Source organism: Neobacillus sedimentimangrovi, from assembly GCF_010614825.1.
In the GTDB taxonomy this organism is placed as follows: domain Bacteria; phylum Bacillota; class Bacilli; order Bacillales; family Cytobacillaceae; genus Neobacillus; species Neobacillus thermocopriae.
Genome location: NZ_JAAFZF010000009.1, coordinates 46,602 through 70,831, shown reverse-complemented (window position 1 = coordinate 70,831; position 24,230 = coordinate 46,602). Strand labels below are relative to the sequence as shown.

Sequence of the window (24,230 nt, the reverse complement as noted above, 5' to 3'; positions counted from 1 at the left end):
TATCTAGTTTTGAGGGAATGAACCTCAATTGAATAGGTCCGGTGGCAATGGCGAGAAGGTCACACCCGTTCCCATACCGAACACGGAAGTTAAGCTTCTCAGCGCCGATGGTAGTTGGGGCGAAAGCCCCTGTGAGAGTAGGACGCTGCCGGGCAAAAAAGAACAACCAATTTTGGTTGTTCTTTTTTTATAAATAGCAAAATATCTTTTTGACTTTGAGAATGGTCAGCAAAAATGTCCTAGCGACGAGACGTTAACATAATCCTCCCAACGATCAGTTCACATCCAATTGACTTTTAATGCTTTAAATTACCTTTGCCTCTGTTGGAGAGAGCGCCACAGGAAAGATGAGTCAACATAAACATTCCACGATTAAAGTGGTTGCTTTTGGGAGAAGGTAACATGCTACTGTATACGGAGATTTTTCATTTCGAATCATCTCTTTGCAATCACTGTCTATATTTTCATTCACAATCTTCTCTTTCAAACAAAGTTCCCCAAAAATTCCATCACTCTTAAATAGTAGTTTTTTCTCAAGGTTTATACGTTTTACAAGCGCGAGATTTGGAGAAAATCATAAGGGAGTGAATCGTTGCAACTCTAAAGGATTTTGAGTATAATTATAGTCAAATATAGTCAAAGTCAGATGATGGGGGTGGGAAGATGAGAAACATCTCTGATATTATCGAAAAATACTTAAAGCAAGTATTAGAAAAGAGTGAAGAGGATATTGTTGAAATAAAACGCAGCGAAATTGCCGATAAATTTCAATGTGTTCCTTCACAAATCAATTATGTCATCAACACCCGATTCACAATAGAACGAGGGTATCTCGTAGAAAGTAAGCGGGGCGGCGGAGGATATATTCGAATTATGAAGGTTCAATCACATGATTCAGCCCAATTAATCGATCATTTGCTATCTCTTGTACAAAATAGAATTAGTCAAACAAGTGCAGAAGATGTCATTGTTAGGCTTGTTCAAGAAGAGATTATTACAACAAGAGAAGCAAAAATTATGCTAAGTGTTATTGACCGTTCCGTGTTATATATTGATCTTCCATATCGAGATGAGTTAAGAGCAAGAATGTTAAGAGCAATGTTAACATCCTTAAAATATAAATAGGCATCCATTAAAGGGGTGAAAACATGATTTGCCAAGAATGTAATCAAAGGCCTGCGGCACTTCATTTTACAAAAATTATAAATGGGGAAAAAACAGAGGTACACCTTTGTGAAAAATGTGCCCAAGAAAAGGGCGAGATGTTTATATTTAATGGAGAATCGGGATTTTCATTTAATAACCTTTTAGCGGGACTATTAAACTTCGATCCTTCTTTCCAAAAACCAAGCCAAAGTCCATTTCAGCCGGACAAAATTCTTCATTGTGATCAATGTTCCATGACTTTTTCACAATTTTTAAAGGTTGGGCGCTTTGGATGTGCACATTGCTATAAGGCATTTGAAGAACAGTTAAAACCAGTCTTAAGAAGGCTTCAAGGCGGAAACTGGATTCATAATGGAAAAATACCAAAAAGAATTGGTGGCGGCATTTCCCTTCGCAAACAAATCGAAGAATTAAAGATTGCTTTAAAAGAATCGATTACACATGAGGAGTTCGAGAAAGCAGCAGAGATTCGGGATGAGATAAGGACACTAGAGAAAAAACTAGCTGCCAAGGGTCAAGAAGGAGGGGAGTAGAAGTGTCGCTCGAACGATTTTTAAATCAGACAATCAGCTCATGGATGAGTGAGGAAGGTCCTGATTCGGATATTGTTCTTAGTTCGCGAATACGTTTGGCAAGAAATATAAAGACATATAAATTTCCCACATTATTTACACACGAAGAAGCCAAAAAGATTATTCTTGAAATGGAGGAACTGTTAAGAAACTCTAATTTTTCAACCTTTGGTCATCTGGAGCTATTAAAAATTGATGAAATGCAACCTTTGCAAAAGAGGGTATTAGTTGAAAAACATTTAATCAGCCCACATTTAGCTGAAGATTCTCCACATGGTGCGGTACTTTTATCGGAAAATGAAAAAGTTAGTATTATGATTAATGAAGAAGATCATATTCGAATTCAATGCTTGTATCCGGGACTACAGTTACTCGAGGCTTTAGCAGCTGCAAATGTTATTGATGATTGGCTTGAGAGTCATATTCAATATGCATATGATGAAAACCATGGCTACCTAACAAGCTGTCCAACTAATGTAGGTACTGGTCTTCGAGCCTCTGTAATGATGCACCTTCCAGGTTTAATCTTAACCCAACAAATCAATCGAATAATCCCTGCAATTAATCAGTTAGGATTTGTTGTTAGGGGAATTTATGGTGAAGGCAGTGAGGCCCTAGGAAATATTTTTCAAATCTCAAATCAAATTACATTAGGGAAATCAGAAGAGGACATGTGCAGAGACTTAATGGGAGTTGTAAGCCAGCTTATATCCCAAGAAAGGTCAGCACGGGACGCATTACAAAAAACTTCCAACATACAATTAGAAGACAGAGTGTTTCGTTCGTTAGGAATTTTAACAAATAGCCGAATTATCGAATCGAAAGAAGCTGCTCAATGTCTTTCTGATGTTCGGCTTGGGATTGATATGGGGTATATTACCAACATGTCGAAGACGATTTTAACGGAATTAATGATTTTAACTCAACCAGGGTTTCTTCAGCAATATGCAGGAGGTCCTTTAAGACCCCATGAAAGAGATATTAGACGCGCAGCTTTAATACGAGAACGATTAAAAATGGAATCTGAAAAATAGGTGAGGAGTGATAGTATGATGTTCGGCCGTTTTACCGAAAGAGCTCAAAAAGTATTGGCTTTGGCTCAAGAAGAAGCAATCCGTTTAGGACACAATAATATTGGAACGGAGCATATTTTATTAGGACTAGTCCGCGAAGGAGAAGGAATTGCTGCTAAAGCTCTGAAAGGTCTTGGATTAGGGTCAGATAAAATTCAAAAGGAAGTTGAAAATTTAATTGGCAAAGGGCAAGAGTCTTCACAAATCATACACTATACTCCAAGAGCCAAAAAAGTAATCGAGCTATCTATGGATGAAGCCCGAAAATTAGGGCATTCTTATGTCGGAACAGAACATATTCTCCTTGGTTTAATCCGTGAAGGGGAAGGGGTTGCTGCTCGCGTCCTTAATAACCTTGGAGTCAGCTTAAACAAAGCGCGTCAGCAAGTGCTTCAATTATTAGGGAGCAATGAATCTGGAGGACATCAAGGTGGTACATCAGCTAATGCAAATACACCAACACTTGATAGCCTTGCAAGAGATTTAACAGCTATCGCCCGCGAAGGAAGTTTGGATCCTGTCATTGGCAGAAGTAAAGAAATCCAGCGCGTGATTGAGGTCCTTAGCCGTAGAACGAAAAATAATCCTGTATTAATCGGGGAACCAGGTGTAGGTAAAACAGCTATTGCCGAAGGTCTTGCCCAGCAAATCGTTAATAATGAAGTACCGGAAATCCTTCGTGACAAGCGAGTTATGACTCTCGATATGGGTACGGTAGTAGCTGGAACCAAATACCGTGGGGAATTTGAAGATCGTTTGAAAAAAGTAATGGACGAAATTCGTCAGGCAGGAAATATCATTTTATTTATCGATGAGCTCCATACTTTAATTGGTGCAGGAGGCGCGGAAGGCGCTATTGATGCATCCAATATTTTAAAACCATCACTTGCCCGTGGAGAGCTTCAATGCATTGGTGCAACTACTCTTGATGAATATCGAAAGTATATCGAAAAGGATGCTGCCCTAGAGCGTCGCTTCCAGCCAATTCGTGTCGATGAACCGACAATTGAAGAATCCATTCAAATTTTACAAGGATTACGTGACCGGTACGAAGCGCATCACCGAGTTTCAATTACTGATGAAGCGATTGAAGCAGCTGTCAAGCTTTCAGATCGTTATATCTCTGATCGCTTCTTGCCGGATAAAGCAATTGATTTGATTGATGAAGCTGGATCAAAAGTACGTTTGCGCTCTTATACTACACCTCCAAATCTAAAAGAGCTCGAAGTGAAGCTGGAGGAAGTTCGAAAGGAAAAGGATGCAGCTGTTCAAAGTCAGGAATTTGAAAAGGCAGCTTCATTAAGAGATACAGAACAGCGTCTTCGTGAACAGTTGGAAGAAACGAAGAAGAGTTGGAAGGAAAAGCAAGGTAAAGAAAACAATGAAGTAACCGTTGAAGATATTGCTGCAGTAGTATCAAGCTGGACCGGGATTCCTGTCTCCAAGCTAGCAGAAACAGAAACTGCAAGATTACTGAATTTGGAAGAGATCTTGCATTCGAGGGTAATTGGACAGGAGGAAGCAGTGAAGGCTGTTGCTAAGGCGGTACGTCGTGCAAGAGCTGGATTAAAGGATCCAAAACGTCCAATCGGTTCCTTTATCTTCCTTGGACCAACTGGCGTAGGTAAAACCGAACTAGCCCGTGCTCTTGCTGAAGCAATGTTTGGTGATGAGGATTCTATGATCCGGATTGATATGTCAGAGTATATGGAGAAGCACTCTACATCCCGACTTGTTGGGTCACCTCCTGGATATGTGGGCTATGAAGAGGGCGGACAATTAACAGAAAAAGTTCGCAGAAAACCATACTCTGTCATCCTGCTGGATGAAATTGAAAAAGCACATCCAGATGTATTTAATATTTTACTTCAGGTGCTTGAAGATGGCCGCTTAACTGATTCAAAAGGAAGAACAGTAGATTTCCGCAATACGGTTCTTATTATGACTTCAAATGTTGGAGCAGAATCATTAAAACGAAATAAATATGTGGGATTCAATATCCAAGATACCAATCAAGATTACAAGGATATGAAGGGTAAAGTTATGGAGGAGTTGAAAAAAGCCTTCCGTCCTGAATTCTTGAACCGGATTGATGAAATTATTGTCTTCCATGCGTTAGAGAAGAAGCATCTTCAAGAGATTGTTACTTTATTATCGGAGCAGTTAATTAAGCGATTAAAAGAGCAAAATATTTCAATTGAATTGACAGATGCGGCAAAAGAAAAGATTTCTCAGGAAGGATATGATCCTGAATATGGAGCAAGGCCGCTTCGTCGGGCGATTCAAAAGCATATTGAGGATCGGCTTTCTGAAGAATTGCTTAAAGGTAAAGTATTAACGGGTCAGCATGTCATTATTGATATTGAAAATGGAGAATTTACGGTTAAAACAGCTGAACAAACAAGCTTAACTAAATAAGTTAGTAAGTACTGGAAGACATTGCTTGCGTTTTGAACAACAATTGGAGGTACACGTGAATATGGAATTATCGTGTACCTCTTTTTTATTCAGAAAGGACGACTTATATGGCTAAGCGGAAAACAAAATTTATATGTCAAGAATGTGGCTATGAGTCACCAAAGTGGATGGGGAAATGTCCCGGATGTAGCCAATGGAATAAAATGGTCGAAGAAGTAGAGGTAACCGGTACGGCGAGAAGGGGGGCATTTACTCACTCTCAAGGGTCTACCATTCTTACTAAACCCACACCTATTACTTCGATTGAAACCGTAAATGAGCCTAGAATTCTAACCAAATTAAATGAATTTAACCGCGTCCTAGGCGGAGGTGTTGTAAAAGGATCACTTGTATTAATTGGTGGGGACCCTGGTATTGGAAAATCTACCTTGCTCTTGCAAGTATCCTCACAGCTGGCGAATAAAGGCCATTTGGTATTATACATATCCGGGGAAGAATCATTAAGGCAAACAAAGCTTCGAGCAGAACGATTACACATTGCTTCAGATCATTTATTTGTCTACTCTGAAACAAATTTGGAGGAGATCAATCGGACGATTGATAGTATAAATCCTAGCTTCGTCATCATCGATTCCATTCAAACAGTATTTCATCCTGATGTAACCTCTGCTCCGGGAAGTGTCTCGCAAGTCCGTGAATGCACGGCCGAGTTAATGCGAATTGGAAAAACAAAAGGGATTGCTATATTCATTGTAGGTCATGTAACTAAAGAAGGATCCATCGCCGGGCCGCGGCTGCTCGAACATATGGTTGACACCGTTCTATATTTTGAAGGAGAGAGGCATCATACGTATCGGATATTAAGGTCAGTAAAGAATCGTTTTGGCTCGACAAATGAAATGGGAATATTCGAAATGAAGGAATTTGGACTGGAAGAGGTAGAAAACCCATCAGAAATTTTTCTTGAAGAACGATCACGGGGGGCTGCCGGTTCTACTGTAGTGGCTTCTATGGAAGGTACACGCCCTATTCTTGTAGAAATTCAAGCATTAGTCTCACCAACTAGTTTCGGAAATCCAAGAAGGATGGCAACTGGCGTCGACCACAACCGTGTGCCTTTATTAATGGCAGTATTGGAAAAAAGAGTAGGGATGCTGTTGGCCAATCAGGATGCCTACTTAAAAGTTGCCGGAGGAGTTAAGTTGGATGAACCAGCTATTGATTTGGCCATTGCGGTAAGTATTGCATCGAGTTTTAGAGATAAGCCGACAAGAACAACAGACTGTATTATAGGAGAGGTCGGTTTGACCGGTGAAGTAAGGAGGGTATCAAGAATTGAGCAGCGAGTTCAGGAAGCGGCCAAGATGGGTTTTGAACGGATTATCCTTCCTGCAAATAATCTTGGGGGATGGACAGGGCCAAAAGGGGTTCAATTAATAGGTGTTACCTCTGTCAGTGAAGCGCTTCGGGCAGCATTAGGAGAATAAAGTTCTTCCATGGTTTTAAGAGGATCCAAAAAGGACTTTGTATTCATACAACGAAAGCCAACCAACCTCTGGAAAAATATCAATTGGCTTTATAGATCGTATTCAACAACAAAATATTGATACAATAGTGTTTTAAGTAATATTCGAAGGGGAAATATTGTTTCGTAGACCAAAGTTTATTTCAAAAAAATTACATTTTGGAAAAATAATCATGATATCAAGGTTTCATTTTTTCGAATATGTTTATAATTAATAGAAGGAGGAGGTGAAGGAATGTTAAAACGAATTGTTCAAGCATGTTTCCTCATCTTGGGCGGAACACTTGGCATCCTACTATTACCTGATTTGTTCGAACTGATTCATTTGAATGACATTCCAATGATAAATAATTCATATATGACTGCTATTTTAGGTGCTATTATTTTTTATCTTATTACCTTTTGGGCAGTAGATTATGTTTATAATTTTATTAAATGGGCAGAGGATTCCTTAGTGAAAATACCGGTGACAGATGTGCTGTTTGGCAGTGTCGGGCTGATTTTTGGTTTATTGGTTGCCTTTTTAATTAGCTTTGCCCTAAATGCCGTCCAAGTGCCGATACTAAACGCTGCAGCTCCCATTTTACTGACACTATTATTTGGTTATCTTGGTTTTCAAGTTGGTTTTAAAAAGAGAGATGAACTTTTGGGGTTGTTTGGTAAAGGTAGCAGTAAGAAAAAAACTGCAGAAGAGGAAACGGAAAAACCTGTTGTGGAAAATTTAAAAATTTTAGATACGAGTGTCATCATTGACGGTCGTGTCGCAGATATATGTCAGACAGGGTTCTTAGAAGGGACAATCGTTATTCCTCAATTTGTTCTCGAAGAATTACAACATATTGCTGATTCATCAGATGTATTAAAGCGAAATCGTGGTAGAAGAGGTTTGGATATACTTAATCGGATTCAAAAAGAACTCGCGGTAAAGGTAGAAATCTATGAGGGTGATTTTGAAGACATACAAGAAGTGGATTCCAAGCTTGTAAAGCTGGCGAAAATGACAAACGGAATTCTAGTAACGAATGATTTTAATTTAAATAAAGTATGTGAACTGCAAAATGTTTCTGTTTTAAATATTAATGATTTGGCAAATGCAGTAAAACCTGTTGTTCTGCCGGGTGAGGAATTGACCGTCCATGTGATAAAAGACGGCAAGGAATATCACCAAGGTGTTGCCTATTTAGATGATGGTACAATGATCGTTGTTGAAGAAGGAAGGGAATACATTGGTAAGAGAATAGATGTGCTTGTTACTAGTGTCCTTCAGACTTCTGCAGGCAGAATGATTTTTGCCAAACCAAAATTATTAGAAAAAGCACTATAGCATGAACACTACAAAGCGTTATTAGACGCTGGAACTAGAGAGAAAGAATGGGGTTTGATTATGGCTTACCAAGTCATTCTCCCGGCAGCTGGCCAGGGAAAAAGAATGGGTGCAGGGAAAAATAAACTGTTACTTGAGTTAAACGGTATCCCTGTATTAATTCATACATTAAAGGTGTTTGAAGAGGATGAGTTGTGTGAAGGGATGATTCTTGCGGTCCATCCGCAAGATTTTGAGGAATTTAATGTTTTATTGAAAAAATACAACATTAATAAAGTAACCGGATTGGTTCCAGGGGGGAAGGAACGCCAATATAGTATATATAATGCTCTTAAGACTGTGACAAACGGGAGCATTATTTTGGTACATGATGCAGCAAGACCGTTTATCCGCAAAGAACAAATCCATCGATTAATAGAAACTGCACAAAAAACGGGTGCTGCTATTATTGGAGTGCCGGCTAAGGATACCATGAAAAAGGTGCAAGTCGGTACAGTAGTTGAGACTGTCGAACGTTCAAGCTTGTGGGCTGTCCAAACCCCGCAAGCTTTTCGCATTTCACTCCTGTTAGAGGCTTACCAAAAGGCAGAGTTGGAACAGTTTGTAGGGACAGACGACTCTAGCCTTGTTGAGCGCCTTGGTCATCCTGTTGCAATAGTAGAGGGAGATTACGATAATATTAAATTGACAACACCTGAAGATTTATACTTTGCAGAAGCGATATTAAAAAAGAGACAAAAGAAATAAGCACTAGGCACCCTCTAATTGGTGCTTAGTGCTGGACAAAAAGGAGTTTTGGTAATGTTTCGAATTGGACAGGGCTTTGATGTCCATCAGTTAACAGAAGACCGTCCTTTAATCCTAGGCGGGATTACAATTCCATACGAAAAAGGATTGCTTGGCCATTCTGATGCCGACGTATTATTACATACCATTTCTGATGCCTGCCTCGGAGCGATTGGGGAAGGGGATATCGGGAGACATTTTCCTGATACCGATCCAAACTTTAAAGATGCCGACTCAGCCGAGTTAATGAAGCATGTTTGGAAGTTAGTTAAAGAAAAAGGCTATGAACTGGTTAATGCTGATTGCACCATTATTGCGCAAAAACCAAAGATGGCCCCATATATTGGACAAATGAGAACTCGAATAGCTGAATTACTTGAAGCAGATGTCGAACAAATCAATGTAAAAGCCACTACTACCGAAAAACTTGGTTTTACCGGCAGAGGAGAAGGAATCGCCGCTCAGGCTGTAGTTTTACTAAAAAAACGGAGTTAAGGTAATTTTATTTCCATATTGATAGAGCGACTTCAGGAGTATGGCTAATCTGGATTCTTTAGAAAGCGAAATACCCAATTGTAAATCAACTCTTAAGTTTAATTGATAAAAAATAGACGCTTGGACTTTATCACTAGAATACACAATGGTAAAATAAGCAATTGAAACTATTTAAATTAATGATGGAGGCTATTATGTCAAACGAAATTCGTGTTAGATATGCTCCAAGTCCAACAGGACATTTACATATTGGAAATGCGCGTACCGCGTTATTTAACTACCTTTATGCCCGTAATAAAGGTGGCAAGTTCATTATCCGTATTGAAGATACGGATAAAAAGCGGAACATTGAAGGCGGGGAACAAAGCCAATTAAAATATTTAAAATGGCTTGGCATCGACTGGGATGAAAGTGTCGATGTTGGTGGTGAATACGGGCCATACCGTCAATCGGAAAGAAATGATATATATAAAACCTATTACAATCAGCTATTAGAAAATGGCCAAGCATATAAGTGTTATTGTACCGAGGAAGAATTGGAGGCAGAGCGGGAAGCACAAGCCGCAAGAGGTGAGACGCCGCACTATTCAGGCCGCTGCCGTCATCTAACTTCCGAGGAGCGTGAGCGTTTAGAGAAAGAGGGCCGTCAACCAAGCATCCGCATGATTGTTCCTCAAGGGAAAACTTATACCTTTGATGATATGGTAAAAGGGGTTGTTTCCTTTGAATCAGAAGGAATAGGGGACTGGGTCATTGTCAAAAAGGATGGGACACCAACCTATAACTTTGCGGTTGCTATCGACGACCATTTAATGAAAATCTCCCATGTGCTTCGAGGCGATGACCATATTTCTAATACGCCGAAACAGCTAATGGTCTATGAAGCATTTGGCTGGGAGCCACCTATATTTGGACACATGACATTAATCGTTAATGAAAGCCGGAAGAAATTAAGTAAGCGTGATGAATCAATTATTCAATTTATTGAGCAATATGAAGAACTAGGTTATCTCCCAGAAGCATTATTTAATTTTATCGCCCTTCTAGGTTGGTCGCCGGCAGGGGAAGAAGAGCTATTCTCCAAAGATGAATTTATTAAAATTTTTGATGCGAATCGCTTATCTAAATCACCTGCACTATTTGACAAACAAAAACTGACTTGGATGAATAATCAATACATGAAAAAGGTAGAGCTGGACCGGGTTGTTGAACTTTCATTGCCGCATTTGATTAAAGCAGGTCGTGTAAGTGAAAACTTAACTGATGAAGAGCATCAATGGGTACGTAGCTTAGTTGCGTTACTTCAAGAAAAAATGAGCTTCGGAGCAGAAATTGTTGAGCTTTCTGATATGTTCTTTAAAGAAAATGTGGAATTCGAGGAAGAGGCAAAAGAAGTTCTTTCCGGGGAGCAGGTTCCTGAAGTATTAAAGGCTTTTTCACAGGAACTGGACCAATTGGATAATTTCCAAGCTGATGGAATTAAAGCAGCGATGAAAGCAGTACAAAAATCGACAGGCCAAAAAGGAAAGAATTTATTTATGCCGATCCGTGCGGCTGTAACTGGACAGACCCATGGTCCAGACTTACCATTAGCTTTAGAACTTTTAGGTAAACAAAAAGTTCAAAAGAGAATTCAGCAAATTATTAGTTAACATTATAGAAAAAATGTAATATATTAAGAGTAACTATTTATATAAGCTAAAGCGTAGATGAGGAAAAGTAGAAAAGTGATGCTTGAAAGAGAGAACCATCATCGGCTGAAAGTGGTTTAAGCCTCTCATTTTTCGAAATGCACCTCAGAGTCTCAAACCGAAAGTGAGAAATCATGAGTAGATTTGGGCGGAACCTTTCCGTTAACAAGAAAGAGTGAGGCTATGAAAGCTGGGTACACCCAATTTATAAAAGATAGGTGTACATAGATATAGCCTAATCAGAGTGGAACCACGCACTAAGCGTCTCTGTCAATATGGACAGGGACGCTTTTTAATTTCAAACGGCTTAAACTAAGCAATATTTAGGGGGAGGAATGGCAAATGTTTAAAAGGATGAAGGAAGATATTGAAGTTGTTTTTGAACAGGATCCAGCTGCAAGAAGCTATTTGGAAGTGATCCTTACGTATTCTGGGTTACATGCAATATGGGCTCACCGTATTGCACATGCACTTTTTAAACGAAAATTCTTTTTCCTTGCCCGTGCCATTTCACAAATAAGCCGCTTTTTCACAGGAATTGAAATTCATCCTGGGGCAAAAATAGGCAGGAGATTATTTATTGACCATGGGATGGGTGTAGTAATTGGAGAAACTTGTGAAATTGGAGATAACGTAACGATTTACCAAGGGGTTACTCTTGGCGGGACCGGCAAAGAAAAAGGAAAGCGCCATCCTACGATAAAGGATAATGCGTTAATTGCTACCGGGGCCAAAGTGCTTGGATCCATTACGATTGGCGAAAACTCCAAGATTGGAGCAGGTTCTGTCGTATTAAAAGAAGTACCACCAAACTCCACGGTAGTTGGAGTTCCAGGAAAAGTCGTCATTCAAGACGGCATTCGGATTAATAAAGATTTAAATCATTGTGACCTCCCGGATCCGGTTGCTGATCGTTTTAAAGAAATGCAAGAAGAGCTGGACCGGTTGAAACAAGAACTTGCAGAATTAAAAGAAGAAAGGATAAAAGTCAATGGCCATTCAACTTTATAATACTTTGACTCGTAAAAAAGAAACCTTTGTACCGCTTGAAGAAGGAAAAGTAAAAATGTATGTTTGCGGTCCAACGGTCTATAACTATATTCATATTGGAAATGCTCGGCCGGCAATCGTCTTTGATACGGTTCGCCGTTACCTTGAATACCGAGGCTATGATGTAAAATATGTTTCAAACTTTACTGATGTCGATGATAAATTAATTAAAGCAGCAAATCAGCTTGGGGAAGATGTTCCTACATTAGCTGACCGGTTTATTGAAGCCTACTTTGCAGATGTTTCCGCGTTAGGTTGTCGTAAGGCAGATGTCCATCCACGCGTAATGGAAAATATGGACATTATTATTGAATTTATCAGCCAATTGATTGAAAAAGGTTATGCTTATGAATCAGAAGGAGATGTTTATTTTCGGACGAGAAGCTTTAAAGAATATGGAAAGCTATCTCATCAATCAATTGATGAATTACGGATTGGTGCCAGAATTGAGGTAGGCGAGAAAAAGCAAGATGACCTTGATTTTGCCTTATGGAAAGCGGCAAAAGAAGGAGAAATTTTTTGGGAAAGCCCTTGGGGAAAAGGTAGACCAGGCTGGCATATTGAATGTTCCGCAATGGCGAAACAATATCTCGGGGAAACCATTGATATTCACGCCGGTGGACAGGATTTAACATTTCCGCACCATGAAAATGAAATAGCCCAATCAGAGGCATTAACCGGTAAGACCTTTGCTCGATATTGGATGCATAACGGTTATATTAACATTGATAATGAAAAAATGTCGAAGTCGCTTGGGAATTTCGTGTTGGTACATGACATTATCCAAAAACACAATCCACAAGTACTGAGATTCTTTATGCTTTCAGTTCATTACAGGAACCCGATCAATTATAGTGAGGAATTACTGGAGAGTACAAAGGCAGCTTTTGAAAGACTGACTACTTCCTATCAAAATTTAAAACATCGAAGAGAAGCTAGTACAAATCTAACCGAAAATAATGAAGATTGGCTGAATAAAATTGCGGAGTTACATGGCCAATTTATAGAAGCAATGGATGATGATTTTAACACCGCAAAAGCGATCTCTGTTTTATTTGATTTATCCAAACTGGCAAATTATTATCTTATGGAAAAAAATACGGCTGTAGAAGTAATCGATGCATTTACTAATAAGTTTGAAGAACTATTTACTGTACTTGGTTTGACATTAGAAAAAGAAGAACTACTGGATGAAGAGATTGATGCTTTGATCGAAAAGCGTAATCAAGCGCGTAAAGAGCGTAATTTCCAATTGGCTGATCAAATTCGGGACCAATTAAAAGAAATGAACATCATTTTAGAAGACACTCCTCAAGGCACCAGGTGGAAAAGAGGTTAGTTCAATGCTTGATTATGAAAATACAATAGATGCTAACCAATTGAATAGCCTGGCTCTTGCCTATATGGGTGATGCTATTTATGAGACTTATGTAAGACGCCATCTTTTATATGGAGGGCAAGTTCGTCCGCATCAACTTCATCGTGAGGGAACAAAATACGTGTCCGCAAAAGCGCAGTGTAAGATTTTATTTCAAATGATGGATGAACAATTGTTAAATGATGAAGAATTAGCAGTAGTAATGCGGGGTAGAAATGCCAAATCCGGAACAGTCCCTAAAAATACGGATGTCCAGACGTATCGGTATAGTACTGCATTTGAAGCGTTGATAGGTTATCTTTATTTATCTGGTAAGATAGATCGATTAGAACAGTTGGTCCATCAAGCGTTTAATTATGTAGATCAAAGGAAAGGAGGAACGTTAGGATGAGCCAAGAATACATCGTCGGTAAAAATCCAGTTATAGAAGCATTAAAATCAAAACGGGATATTAACAAAATATTAATTGCGGAAGGGTCATTGCGCGGGCAGATGCAGCAGATTACTCAGCTAGCTAAGGAAGGAAATGTGCTAGTACAGGTAGTTCCGAAGAAAAAAATTGACCAAATAACCGATCGAAATCATCAAGGTGTCTTAGCTTTTGTCGCAGCTTATCAATATGCAGAACTGGATGATTTATTTGCTGCCGCAGAAAAGAAAAACGAACCACCTTTTTTTCTTTTGTTAGATGAAATCGAAGATCCTCATAATTTAGGCTCTATTATGAGAACAGCAGATGCAGTAGGGGCCCACGGAATTATCATTCCTAAAAGGAGAGCGGTTGGTTTAACAGCGACAGTGGCAAAAGCCTCCACAGGGGCTATTGAATATATTCCTGTTGTCCGTGTCACCAATATGGCCCGTACCATTGATGAATTAAAAGAGCGAGGAGTATGGATTGCAGGCACGGATGCAAAAGGCAAGCAGGATTATCGACAGTTGGACGGAACGCTGCCGATTGGCTTAGTAATTGGTAGTGAAGGTCGAGGAATGGGACGATTAATCCGGGATAAATGTGACTTTCTAATTCGATTGCCAATGGTGGGAAAAGTGACATCGTTAAATGCTTCAGTGGCTGCGGCTCTTTTAATGTATGAGGTATACCGGAAACGGCATAGTCTTGAGGGATAGTTATGGATATCCTGTTAGTGGACGGATATAACATCATTGGAGCTTGGCCAGAATTAAAGGCTTTAAAGGATCGGGACCTACCAGCAGCACGTGACTTACTAGTTGAGAAAATGGCTGAATACCAAGCGTTTTCCGGTTACCGGGTTATAGTGATTTTCGATGCTCATTATGTGAAAGGGATCGAAAAAAAATATCAGAATCATAAGGTTGAAGTTATTTTTACAAAAGAAAATGAGACAGCGGACGAACGGATTGAAAAGTTGGCAATTAGCCTAAATAATCGAGCAACACAAATTCATGTGGCAACTTCAGATTATACGGAACAATGGGCGATTTTCGGACAAGGGGCCCTTAGAAAATCTGCCAGGGAGCTGTTATTAGAAATGTCTTCTATTGAAAAGGGCATTGAAAGAAAAGTGAAGAAAATTCAAGAAAATAAACCAGTTACCAAAATACCGATTAGCAATGAAATGGCGGAAATTTTTGAAAAGTGGCGCAGAGGATTGAAGTGATTCTCGACTTCAAAAAATTTCTAATGTATAATAGCATTATCTATGCTTGTTCGGTAGGAGGGGATCTTAGGGTGAGTGCGGACTTTGGAATAAAAATGAACGAACAACTTTTGGCTATGGAAGACGAGGAAATTGTCGATTTAGTTCACCAAGGGGACAGTGATGCTTTGGATTTTTTAATCCATAAGTATCGAAACTTTGTACGTGCAAAAGCAAGATCCTATTTTTTAATTGGTGCGGATAAGGAGGATATTGTCCAAGAGGGGATGATTGGCCTATATAAGGCGATTCGTGACTTTCGTGAGGACAAGCTTACCTCCTTTAAAGCCTTTGCCGAACTTTGCATAACGCGGCAAATTATTACAGCAATTAAGACTGCGACACGGCAAAAGCACATACCGCTTAATTCTTATGTATCGCTAGATAAACCGATTTTTGATGAGGAATCTGATCGGACATTAATGGACGTATTGTCTGGCGCAAAGGTGCTTGATCCGGAGGAATTAATTATTAACCAAGAAGAATTTGATCAAATAGAAGTAAAAATGACTGAATTATTAAGCGATTTAGAACGGAAGGTTTTGGCTCTTTATTTGGACGGCCAATCCTATCAAGAGATTTCTGAGGAACTAAATCGTCACGTTAAATCGATTGATAATGCCCTGCAGCGTGTAAAAAGGAAATTGGAAAGATATCTTGAACTTCGCGAATTCTCGCTGTAAATTGTATGCGCTACCGAAACCAGCAGTTTAAGAACCCAATTTTGTTTCAAGTTGACATACATTAGGGTGCATGTTACATTTTTAAGGATATATTAGGTGACTAATCATGGGAAAAAAAGTTGTACTTGCATGTGTTTGTTGTGGTTCACGAAATTATTCCACATCTAGTAGTGACACACAAACAAAAAGACTGGAATTAAAAAAATTTTGTAAAACCTGTGGAACGCAAACTAACCACCGGGAAACGAAATAGAAAACGAGCAGTGCTATTTGATAGTTGGGGGTTAACAAGAGATGCAACGCATAACAAAATTCTTCAGTGACATTGTCCGAGAAATGAGAAAAGTAAGCTGGCCAAAACGCAGTGAACTAATTCGTTCTACAGTTACTGTTGTTACAACTGTTGCTTTTTTTGTCGCATTTTTTGCTGTACTGGATTTAGGAATTTCAGAATTGATTCGTTTAATTCTTGAATAATAGATCGTGGTTCATGGTATAATGAGGTTAATAGAGGTAGTTTTATCAAAGACCCGTGTTTACGGGTTTTTTATATTGGGAAAATCTCCGATAAAATGATAGGGAGGGACGGACGCATTAAGTCCGCATGAATGGAAAAGAATTGGTATGTGGTACACACCTACTCTGGCTATGAAAATAAAGTAAAAGCCAATTTGGAAAAACGCGTAGAATCAATGGGGATGCAAGATAAGATCTTTCGTGTAGTTGTCCCAGAAGAAGAAGAAACTGATATGAAAAACGGGAAGAAAAAAGTTGTTAAACGGAAGGTATTCCCAGGGTATGTTTTAGTGGAATTAATTATGACAGATGATTCCTGGTATGTTGTCCGGAATACTCCAGGTGTAACAGGTTTTGTTGGTTCAGCTGGATCCGGTTCGAAACCGTCTCCTTTGCTTCCGGAAGAAGTTGGTGCTATTCTTAAACGTATGGGTGTAGAGGAGAAACGTATTGATGTAGATTTTGAAATCAATGAAACGGTCCGTGTTAAGGAAGGGCCATTTGCCGATTTCACTGGTATTATTGAAGAAATGGATAGGGAAAAAGGTAAGCTTAAAGTTCTCGTTAATATGTTCGGCCGCGATACACCAGTAGAACTGGAATTTTCTCAAATTGAAAAAATATAACAGTAGAATCCTTAACTTATATTTGTAAAAAAACTTGAAATCAAGTTAAAAAAATGTTAATATTTCATAGGTCAGTATGTCCCAGGTTAGGTACTGGGACAAGACTTTTGTCAAGTTCTTTGTATTTATATAAAGACTTCAGATGAGTGGGAGGGGGCTTAGAGGTTCCCCATTAACCACATCACGGACTTTAAGGAGGTGTGTCTCGTGGCTAAAAAAGTAATTAAAGTTGTTAAATTACAAATCCCTGCAGGTAAAGCAAACCCTGCACCACCAGTTGGTCCAGCTCTTGGTCAAGCCGGTGTTAACATTATGGGATTCTGTAAAGAATTTAACGCTCGTACAGCTGATCAAGCTGGGTTGATCATTCCTGTTGAAATTACGGTGTTTGAAGACCGTTCATTTACATTTATTACGAAAACTCCTCCTGCTGCCGTATTGCTTAAGAAAGCAGCTGGGATTGAGTCTGGTTCAGGCCAGCCTAACCGTAATAAAGTAGCAACAGTAAAGCGTGACAAAGTACGCGAGATTGCGGAACTAAAGATGCCTGATCTAAACGCTGCTAGCGTTGAAGCTGCAATGCGTATGGTTGAAGGTACTGCACGCAGCATGGGTATTGTTATTGAAGACTAATCCATGTAACTGTTAATGTGTAATGAAGGGGTTGCGTAGTTTTGAAATACACGCAACCTTTTTAATGGTTAGCTGTGGCGTCAAGGGGATCCAAGCCATTAGTCAATCAATCTTGAAGGATAAAAATCTTTCATACTGGTTTGTCTCATGTCTTTTATCTCTAAGTACCAAGGGAAACTTGGTCGATGGCGCCTCCGCTTTTTTGCGTGGGAGTTATTCAACGTTAAAACCACAATTTAAGGAGGAAATAAAAATGGCTAAAAAAGGTAAGAAGTATTTAGAAGCTGCAAAGCTTGTAGATCGCTCTAAAGCTTACCCAATTGAAGAAGCAATTGAACTAGTAAAGAAAACAAATTATGCAAAATTTGATGCAACAATTGAAGTTGCATTCCGCTTAGGTGTTGATCCTAAGAAAGCAGACCAACAAATCCGCGGTGCTGTAGTACTTCCAAACGGCACTGGTAAAACTCAACGCGTTTTAGTATTTGCGAAGGGTGAAAAGGTTAAGGAAGCAGAGGCAGCTGGCGCAGATTATGTAGGAGATGCAGAATACATCAACAAAATTCAACAAGGTTGGTTTGAATTTGATGTCATCGTTGCAACTCCAGATATGATGGGTGAAGTTGGTAAACTTGGACGTGTGTTAGGTCCTAAAGGCTTAATGCCAAACCCTAAGACAGGTACTGTTACATTTGATGTAGCTAAAGCTGTTAACGAAATTAAAGCAGGTAAAGTTGAATACCGTGTAGATAAAGCTGGTAACATTCATGTTCCTATCGGTAAAGCATCTTTTGAAAACGAAAAGCTTGTTGAAAACTTTACTACTGTTTTTGAAACAATGCTTAAAGTTAAACCAGCAGCTGCAAAAGGTACTTACATGAAGAACGTGACAGTTGCTTCTACAATGGGACCTGGCGTGAAAGTAGATCCTTCTTCAGTTGCAGTTAAGTAATTTGTTTGATAAAATTGGTAATTGACAAACAAAAATAGATTCTATATAATCGTTTTTGTTGTTTAAATAAACATTTGTACCGTAGACAGCAGGGGCAAACATTGCTTAATAAGCCTGCCGAGGTAGTGCGATAGATAGCTATGACTATTATTTTGCCTCCATGTCTCGGTAGATATGGAGGCTTTTTATTGCTCGGTATAAATGTAGACAATCTACAGGAGGTGTCAAGATGAGCAGTGCAATCGAAGCTAAAAAACAAGTAGTTGAAGAAATCGCTGAAAAATTAAAAGCGAGTGTATCAACAGTTGTTGTTGATTACCGCGGACTTTCAGTTGCAGAAGTAACTGAACTTCGTAAACAGCTTCGCGAAGCTGGAGTTGAGTTCAAAGTTTACAAAAACACTTTAACTCGCCGTGCAGCTGAAGCAGTTGGACTTTCTGGCTTAAATGATGCATTAACAGGTCCAAACGCAATTGCGTTCAGTACAGAAGATGTAGTTGCACCAGCAAAAATCTTAAATGAATTTGCGAAAAAGAACGAAGCGCTTGAACTTAAAGCAGGTGTGATCGAAGGTAATATCGCAACAGTTGAGGATGTTAAAGCACTTGCTGAACTTCCTTCTCGCGAAGGCTTGCTATCTATGCTACTCAGCGTACTACAAGCTCCTATTCGCAACTTTGCACTTGCAGCAAAAGCAGTTGCAGATCAAAAAGAAGGCGCGTAAGTTAATCAAAATCGCTATTTAATAAATTGAACGAAAAATTAAGGAGGAAAACATATCATGACTAAAGAACAAATCATTGAAGCAGTTAAAAATATGACTGTTTTAGAACTTAACGATCTAGTAAAAGCAATTGAAGAAGAATTCGGCGTAACTGCTGCTGCTCCTGTAGCTGTTGTAGGTGGAGCTGGCGCAGGTGCTGCTGCTGAAGAAAAAACAGAATTTGATGTAATCCTAGCAAGCGCTGGAGATCAAAAAATTAAAGTTATCAAAGTTGTTCGTGAAATCACTGGTCTTGGACTTAAAGAAGCAAAAGACCTTGTTGACAACACTCCAAAGCCGCTTAAAGAAGGCGTTTCTAAAGAAGAAGCTGAAGAAATCAAAGCTAAACTTGAAGAAGTTGGAGCAAACGTTGAATTTAAGTAATCTTCATAAAAAAAAGCTCGCTGCATAAGCGGGCTTTTTTTGGCTACTTTAAAAATGTTCTCATATTTTATTTGTATTCCGCGTGAGGTGGATTCATGTCTGAACATTATTATTCTCGTACACAAAAGGTAGAAAGTGACCCTAAATTTTGGGATTTCACTCTCAGAAAACATACTTTTCGCTTTAAAACAGATAACGGTGTTTTTTCAAAAAAAGAGGTGGATTTTGGTTCTCGTCTTTTAATAGAAGCATTCTCTATGCCAGAAGCAGAGGGTCCGATACTTGATGTGGGTTGCGGCTACGGTCCTATCGGATTAGCGATTGCTAAGAGCTATAAGAATCGTATGGTGCATATGATTGATGTTAACGAGCGGGCTATCCAATTGGCGGAAGAAAATGCATCACTTAACAGAATTGATAATGTTAGAATTTATGAAAGTGATCGTCTTCTGAATGTAGAAGAAAAAAACTTTGCAGCAATCTTGACCAATCCCCCTATTCGTGCAGGAAAAAAGATTGTTCATGATATCTTTGATCAGAGTTATGATTATCTAGTTCCGAAGGGTGAACTTTGGGTGGTTATCCAGAAGAAACAAGGAGCACCATCTGCTTTGGAAAAATTAAAAGGATTATTTTCTAATGTAGAAATTGTTAATAGAGAAAAAGGTTATTTTATTATAAGAGCAATAAAATAATTGACTTTATCAAATTGTTGTGGTAGCATTATAAAATGCCATCATAATAATTTCCGGATTATTCCTATAAATGCTTATTTAAAGTATAAAAGTGGAATAATAAGGAAATGATGACAAAATAATAGGTCAAAATGTGAAATTGTGGTTTTTTTAGAAAAACCCTTTTTCTTTTTGTCTTTTGGAAAGAGTGCGAACTCCTTCTAAAAGATTAAATAAACTTTTCAAAATAACGCTTGATTTGAGGGGTGAATCAGTTGACAGGTCAACTAGTTCAGTATGGACGACACCGCCAACGAAGAAGTTACGCACGAATCAGTGAAGTTTTAGAATTACCAAATTTAATTGAAATCCAAACCTCTTCATATCAATGGTTTCTTGATGAGGGCTTGCGTGAAATGTTCCAAGATATTTCACCGATTGAGGATTTTACCGGTAACTTATCACTAGAATTTATTGATTATAGTCTTGGCGAACCAAAGTATTCCGTTGAAGAATCGAAAGAACGGGACGTTACATATGCAGCTCCATTGCGTGTCAAGGTACGTCTTGTCAATAAAGAAACAGGTGAAGTAAAGGATCAAGATGTATTCATGGGTGATTTTCCACTCATGACTGAAACAGGCACGTTTGTAATTAATGGTGCAGAACGCGTTATTGTTTCCCAGTTAGTCCGTTCACCAAGTGTTTACTATAGTGGAAAAACAGATAAAAACGGGAAAAAGGGCTATACAGCTACCGTCATTCCGAACAGGGGTGCATGGCTAGAGTACGAAACAGATGCCAAAGACGTTGTATATGTCAGAATTGATCGTACGCGTAAACTGCCGGTTACGGTCCTTTTACGTGCACTTGGATTCGGCTCTGATCAAGAAATCATTGAGTTGATTGGTGATAACGAGTATCTTCGCAATACACTAGAAAAAGATAACACGGAAGGTATCGATAAAGCGTTACTTGAAATTTATGAACGCCTTCGTCCTGGTGAACCTCCAACTGTTGAAAACGCAAAGAACTTGTTAATTTCACGTTTCTTTGATCCTAAGCGCTATGATTTAGCGAGTGTAGGGCGTTATAAAATTAATAAAAAACTTCATATAAAAAATCGCTTATTCAATCAACGTTTAGCGGAGACCCTAGCTGATCCTGAAACAGGCGAAATTATTGCTGAAAAGGGAACTTTGCTTGATCGAAGAACTCTTGACAGAATTTTGCCTGCCCTTGAGAAAAATATTAATTTCAGAAGCTACAACCCTGTTGGTGGAGTTGTAGAAGATGAAATTATTTTACAAGGTATTAAAATTTACGCTCCTGGTGATGATGGCGATAAAGTAATTAATGTAATTGGCAATGCCTATGTGGCAGAACCGATTAAGAATATTACTCCAGCTGATATCATTGCTTCTATTAGCTACTTCTTTAATCTGTTACATGGTGTGGGAGACACAGATGATATCGACCATTTAGGGAACAGACGTCTCCGTTCAGTTGGCGAGTTGCTGCAAAACCAATTCCGTATTGGATTATCCCGGATGGAGCGTGTGGTTCGGGAAAGAATGTCTATTCAAGACACAGCGACTATTACGCCGCAGCAATTAATTAATATTCGTCCAGTTATTGCGTCAATTAAAGAGTTCTTTGGAAGCTCTCAGCTTTCACAGTTCATGGACCAAACAAATCCATTGGCTGAGTTGACGCATAAACGTCGTCTATCTGCATTAGGACCTGGTGGTTTGACCCGTGAACGTGCAGGAATGGAAGTTCGGGACGTACACTACTCTCACTATGGACGTATGTGTCCGATTGAAACGCCAGAGGGTCCGAACATTGGTTTGATCAACTCTTTATCAACTTATGCAAAAGTAAATCGCTTTGGTTTTATTGAAACACCTTACCGTCGTGTTGATCCTGATACAGGGAAAGTTACGGACCGAATCGATTACCTAACAGCTGATGAAGAAGATAACTATGTAGTGGCACAGGCCAATGTGCGTGTAGGAGAAGACGGTTCATTCTTGGATGAGGAAGTTATTGCCCGTTTCCGTGGTGAAAACACAGTGGTTAAGCGCGACCGCGTTGATTATATGGATGTATCACCGAAACAAGTCGTTTCTGCGGCAACGGCATGTATTCCGTTCTTAGAAAACGATGACTCTAACCGTGCATTGATGGGTGCAAACATGCAGCGGCAAGCAGTTCCACTTATGCAGCCAGAGGCTCCAATAGTTGGTACCGGTATGGAATATGTATCAGGTAAAGACTCTGGTGCGGCTGTTATTTGTAAACATGATGGTATTGTTGAACATGTTGAGGCACGTCAAGTTTGGGTACGACGCATAAAAGAAGTAGACGGCCAAGAAATCAAAGGGGATCTCGATAAATATCGCTTACTAAAGTTTGTCCGCTCTAATCAAGGTACATGTTATAACCAACGTCCAATTGTATCTGTCGGTGATCGTGTGAAAAAAGGTGAAATCCTTGCTGATGGTCCTTCGATGGAACTTGGAGAATTGGCATTAGGTAGAAATGTGCTCGTTGCTTTTATGACATGGGACGGATATAACTACGAAGACGCGATTATCATGAGTGAACGCCTGGTCAAAGACGACGTATATACTTCTATTCATATTGAAGAATATGAATCAGAATCTCGTGATACAAAGCTTGGACCGGAAGAAATTACCCGTGATATTCCAAACGTAGGTGAAGATGCTCTTCGTAACTTGGATGAACGTGGTATCATTCGAATCGGAGCAGAAGTGAAAGACGGAGATCTTCTTGTAGGTAAGGTAACTCCAAAAGGGGTTACAGAACTGACAGCGGAGGAACGCTTGCTACATGCCATTTTTGGAGAAAAAGCTCGCGAAGTCCGTGATACATCGCTTCGTGTACCGCACGGCGGCGGTGGAATTGTTCTTGATGTAAAAGTCTTCAACCGTGAAGATGGCGATGAATTACCACCAGGTGTAAATCAACTTGTTCGCGTTTATATCGTTCAAAAACGTAAAATCTCAGCAGGAGATAAAATGGCAGGACGCCACGGTAACAAAGGGGTAATCTCTAGAATTTTACCAGAAGAAGATATGCCATTCCTGCCAGATGGAACACCAGTAGATATCATGTTAAATCCACTAGGGGTTCCATCACGGATGAATATCGGACAGGTACTTGAACTACATCTGGGTATGGCGGCTAGACAATTGGGAATCCATGTAGCAACCCCAGTATTTGATGGTGCACGTGAGGAAGATGTCTGGGCAACGATTGAAGAAGCCGGTATGGCTCGCGACGCTAAAACCGTACTATATGACGGCCGAACAGGCGAACCATTTGATAACCGTGTTTCTGTTGGTGTCATGTATATGATTAAGCTAGCACATATGGTTGACGATAAATTGCATGCCCGTTCAACAGGACCATACTCACTTGTTACACAACAGCCGCTTGGTGGTAAAGCACAATTTGGCGGACAGCGTTTCGGTGAGATGGAGGTATGGGCACTAGAAGCATATGGTGCAGCATACACCCTTCAGGAAATTCTTACTGTCAAATCAGACGACGTTGTTGGCCGTGTGAAAACATATGAAGCCATTGTAAAAGGTGAAAATGTTCCAGAACCAGGAGTTCCTGAGTCATTTAAAGTATTAATTAAAGAACTTCAAAGCTTAGGTATGGATGTGAAAATCCTGTCTGGTGATGAAGAAGAAATAGAGATGCGGGATATGGAAGAAGATGATGACTTACAGCAAGTCGATACTTTAAACATTGTTCCTGATACACCACAACTTGAATCTGAAAAAGTTGGTTCAAAGGAGTAATT

The 24,230-nt window shown here is 39.4% G+C and carries 24 protein-coding genes, 1 rRNA gene and 2 other annotated features; all 25 genes read left to right on the top strand.

The annotated features are described in order from the left end of the window. Window positions 1–37: 37 nt before the first annotated feature. The 25 genes from rrf to rpoB all read left to right on the top strand — a co-directional run bounded on the left by rrf (window position 38) and on the right by rpoB (window position 24,228). Window positions 38–154: ribosomal RNA gene (gene rrf / locus GZA11_RS05625) — 5S ribosomal RNA — on the top strand. Window positions 155–663: 509 nt separating this feature from the next. After that, a complete protein-coding gene (locus GZA11_RS05620; protein WP_038538368.1) occupies window positions 664–1,125 on the top strand; it encodes a CtsR family transcriptional regulator in 462 nt (153 codons plus the stop codon). A 23-nt stretch (window positions 1,126–1,148) separates the two neighbouring features. Beyond that, entirely contained in the window at window positions 1,149–1,700 is a 552-nt protein-coding gene (locus tag GZA11_RS05615; RefSeq protein ID WP_038538371.1) for a UvrB/UvrC motif-containing protein, read from the top strand. Between the two features lie 2 nt (window positions 1,701–1,702). Continuing rightward, entirely contained in the window at window positions 1,703–2,773 is a 1,071-nt protein-coding gene (locus GZA11_RS05610; protein ID WP_163183177.1) for a protein arginine kinase, read from the top strand. Between the two features lie 15 nt (window positions 2,774–2,788). Beyond that, on the top strand, window positions 2,789–5,230 hold the full coding sequence (gene clpC, locus GZA11_RS05605) for an ATP-dependent protease ATP-binding subunit ClpC (protein WP_038538377.1): 2,442 nt from the start codon (window positions 2,789–2,791) through the stop codon (window positions 5,228–5,230). 107 nt (window positions 5,231–5,337) lie between these two features. Then, on the top strand, window positions 5,338–6,717 hold the full coding sequence (radA, locus tag GZA11_RS05600; protein WP_038538380.1) for a DNA repair protein RadA: 1,380 nt from the start codon (window positions 5,338–5,340) through the stop codon (window positions 6,715–6,717). Between the two features lie 273 nt (window positions 6,718–6,990). After that, window positions 6,991–8,079 (top strand): PIN/TRAM domain-containing protein, encoded by a 1,089-nt coding sequence (locus tag GZA11_RS05595; protein ID WP_038538383.1) that lies wholly within the window; start codon window positions 6,991–6,993, stop codon window positions 8,077–8,079. A gap of 60 nt (window positions 8,080–8,139) precedes the next feature. Then, on the top strand, window positions 8,140–8,826 hold the full coding sequence (gene ispD, locus GZA11_RS05590) for a 2-C-methyl-D-erythritol 4-phosphate cytidylyltransferase (RefSeq protein ID WP_163183176.1): 687 nt from the start codon (window positions 8,140–8,142) through the stop codon (window positions 8,824–8,826). Between the two features lie 54 nt (window positions 8,827–8,880). Continuing rightward, window positions 8,881–9,360, top strand: a complete 480-nt coding sequence (ispF, locus tag GZA11_RS05585) for a 2-C-methyl-D-erythritol 2,4-cyclodiphosphate synthase (protein WP_038538389.1) — start codon at window positions 8,881–8,883, stop codon at window positions 9,358–9,360. Window positions 9,361–9,554: 194 nt separating this feature from the next. Further along, window positions 9,555–11,012 carry a glutamate--tRNA ligase gene (gene gltX, locus GZA11_RS05580; RefSeq protein WP_038538392.1) on the top strand — a complete coding sequence of 486 codons (1,458 nt, stop codon included), beginning with the start codon at window positions 9,555–9,557 and terminating at the stop codon, window positions 11,010–11,012. A 45-nt stretch (window positions 11,013–11,057) separates the two neighbouring features. After that, window positions 11,058–11,323 (top strand) — a binding site (T-box leader). 70 nt (window positions 11,324–11,393) lie between these two features. Continuing rightward, window positions 11,394–12,062 (top strand): serine O-acetyltransferase, encoded by a 669-nt coding sequence (gene cysE, locus GZA11_RS05575; protein WP_038538394.1) that lies wholly within the window; start codon window positions 11,394–11,396, stop codon window positions 12,060–12,062. Beyond that, entirely contained in the window at window positions 12,043–13,440 is a 1,398-nt protein-coding gene (gene cysS, locus GZA11_RS05570) for a cysteine--tRNA ligase (protein WP_038538397.1), read from the top strand. The genes cysE and cysS overlap by 20 nt, the downstream gene beginning before the upstream one ends. Before the next feature lie 4 nt (window positions 13,441–13,444). Then, on the top strand, window positions 13,445–13,870 hold the full coding sequence (locus GZA11_RS05565; protein ID WP_038538400.1) for a Mini-ribonuclease 3: 426 nt from the start codon (window positions 13,445–13,447) through the stop codon (window positions 13,868–13,870). After that, entirely contained in the window at window positions 13,867–14,610 is a 744-nt protein-coding gene (gene rlmB / locus GZA11_RS05560; protein WP_163183175.1) for a 23S rRNA (guanosine(2251)-2'-O)-methyltransferase RlmB, read from the top strand. The genes GZA11_RS05565 and rlmB overlap by 4 nt, the downstream gene beginning before the upstream one ends. A 2-nt stretch (window positions 14,611–14,612) precedes the next feature. Beyond that, window positions 14,613–15,122 (top strand): NYN domain-containing protein, encoded by a 510-nt coding sequence (locus tag GZA11_RS05555; RefSeq protein WP_038538405.1) that lies wholly within the window; start codon window positions 14,613–14,615, stop codon window positions 15,120–15,122. A gap of 23 nt (window positions 15,123–15,145) precedes the next feature. Continuing rightward, window positions 15,146–15,844 (top strand): RNA polymerase sporulation sigma factor SigH, encoded by a 699-nt coding sequence (gene sigH, locus GZA11_RS05550; RefSeq protein ID WP_231314592.1) that lies wholly within the window; start codon window positions 15,146–15,148, stop codon window positions 15,842–15,844. Between the two features lie 106 nt (window positions 15,845–15,950). Continuing rightward, window positions 15,951–16,097, top strand: a complete 147-nt coding sequence (rpmG, locus tag GZA11_RS05545) for a 50S ribosomal protein L33 (protein ID WP_081905110.1) — start codon at window positions 15,951–15,953, stop codon at window positions 16,095–16,097. A gap of 41 nt (window positions 16,098–16,138) precedes the next feature. After that, window positions 16,139–16,321: a preprotein translocase subunit SecE gene (secE, locus tag GZA11_RS05540; RefSeq protein WP_038538411.1), complete on the top strand. Its 183-nt coding sequence runs from the start codon at window positions 16,139–16,141 to the stop codon at window positions 16,319–16,321. 131 nt (window positions 16,322–16,452) lie between these two features. Further along, on the top strand, window positions 16,453–16,986 hold the full coding sequence (nusG, locus tag GZA11_RS05535) for a transcription termination/antitermination protein NusG (protein ID WP_038538414.1): 534 nt from the start codon (window positions 16,453–16,455) through the stop codon (window positions 16,984–16,986). Between the two features lie 207 nt (window positions 16,987–17,193). Next, entirely contained in the window at window positions 17,194–17,619 is a 426-nt protein-coding gene (gene rplK, locus GZA11_RS05530) for a 50S ribosomal protein L11 (RefSeq protein WP_038538417.1), read from the top strand. A gap of 253 nt (window positions 17,620–17,872) precedes the next feature. Further along, complete coding sequence (gene rplA, locus GZA11_RS05525) at window positions 17,873–18,571, top strand: 50S ribosomal protein L1 (RefSeq protein WP_038538420.1); 699 nt, start codon at window positions 17,873–17,875, stop codon at window positions 18,569–18,571. 61 nt (window positions 18,572–18,632) lie between these two features. Next, window positions 18,633–18,767 (top strand) — a sequence feature (ribosomal protein L10 leader region). A gap of 33 nt (window positions 18,768–18,800) precedes the next feature. Beyond that, window positions 18,801–19,295, top strand: coding sequence for a 50S ribosomal protein L10 (gene rplJ / locus GZA11_RS05520; RefSeq protein WP_038538423.1), 495 nt, complete (start codon window positions 18,801–18,803; stop codon window positions 19,293–19,295). A gap of 57 nt (window positions 19,296–19,352) precedes the next feature. Beyond that, window positions 19,353–19,718 (top strand): 50S ribosomal protein L7/L12, encoded by a 366-nt coding sequence (gene rplL, locus GZA11_RS05515; protein WP_038538427.1) that lies wholly within the window; start codon window positions 19,353–19,355, stop codon window positions 19,716–19,718. Between the two features lie 95 nt (window positions 19,719–19,813). Further along, entirely contained in the window at window positions 19,814–20,413 is a 600-nt protein-coding gene (locus tag GZA11_RS05510) for a class I SAM-dependent methyltransferase (protein WP_038538429.1), read from the top strand. Between the two features lie 254 nt (window positions 20,414–20,667). Continuing rightward, window positions 20,668–24,228 (top strand): DNA-directed RNA polymerase subunit beta, encoded by a 3,561-nt coding sequence (rpoB, locus tag GZA11_RS05505; protein WP_163183174.1) that lies wholly within the window; start codon window positions 20,668–20,670, stop codon window positions 24,226–24,228. The last annotated feature ends 2 nt before the right edge of the window (window positions 24,229–24,230 follow it).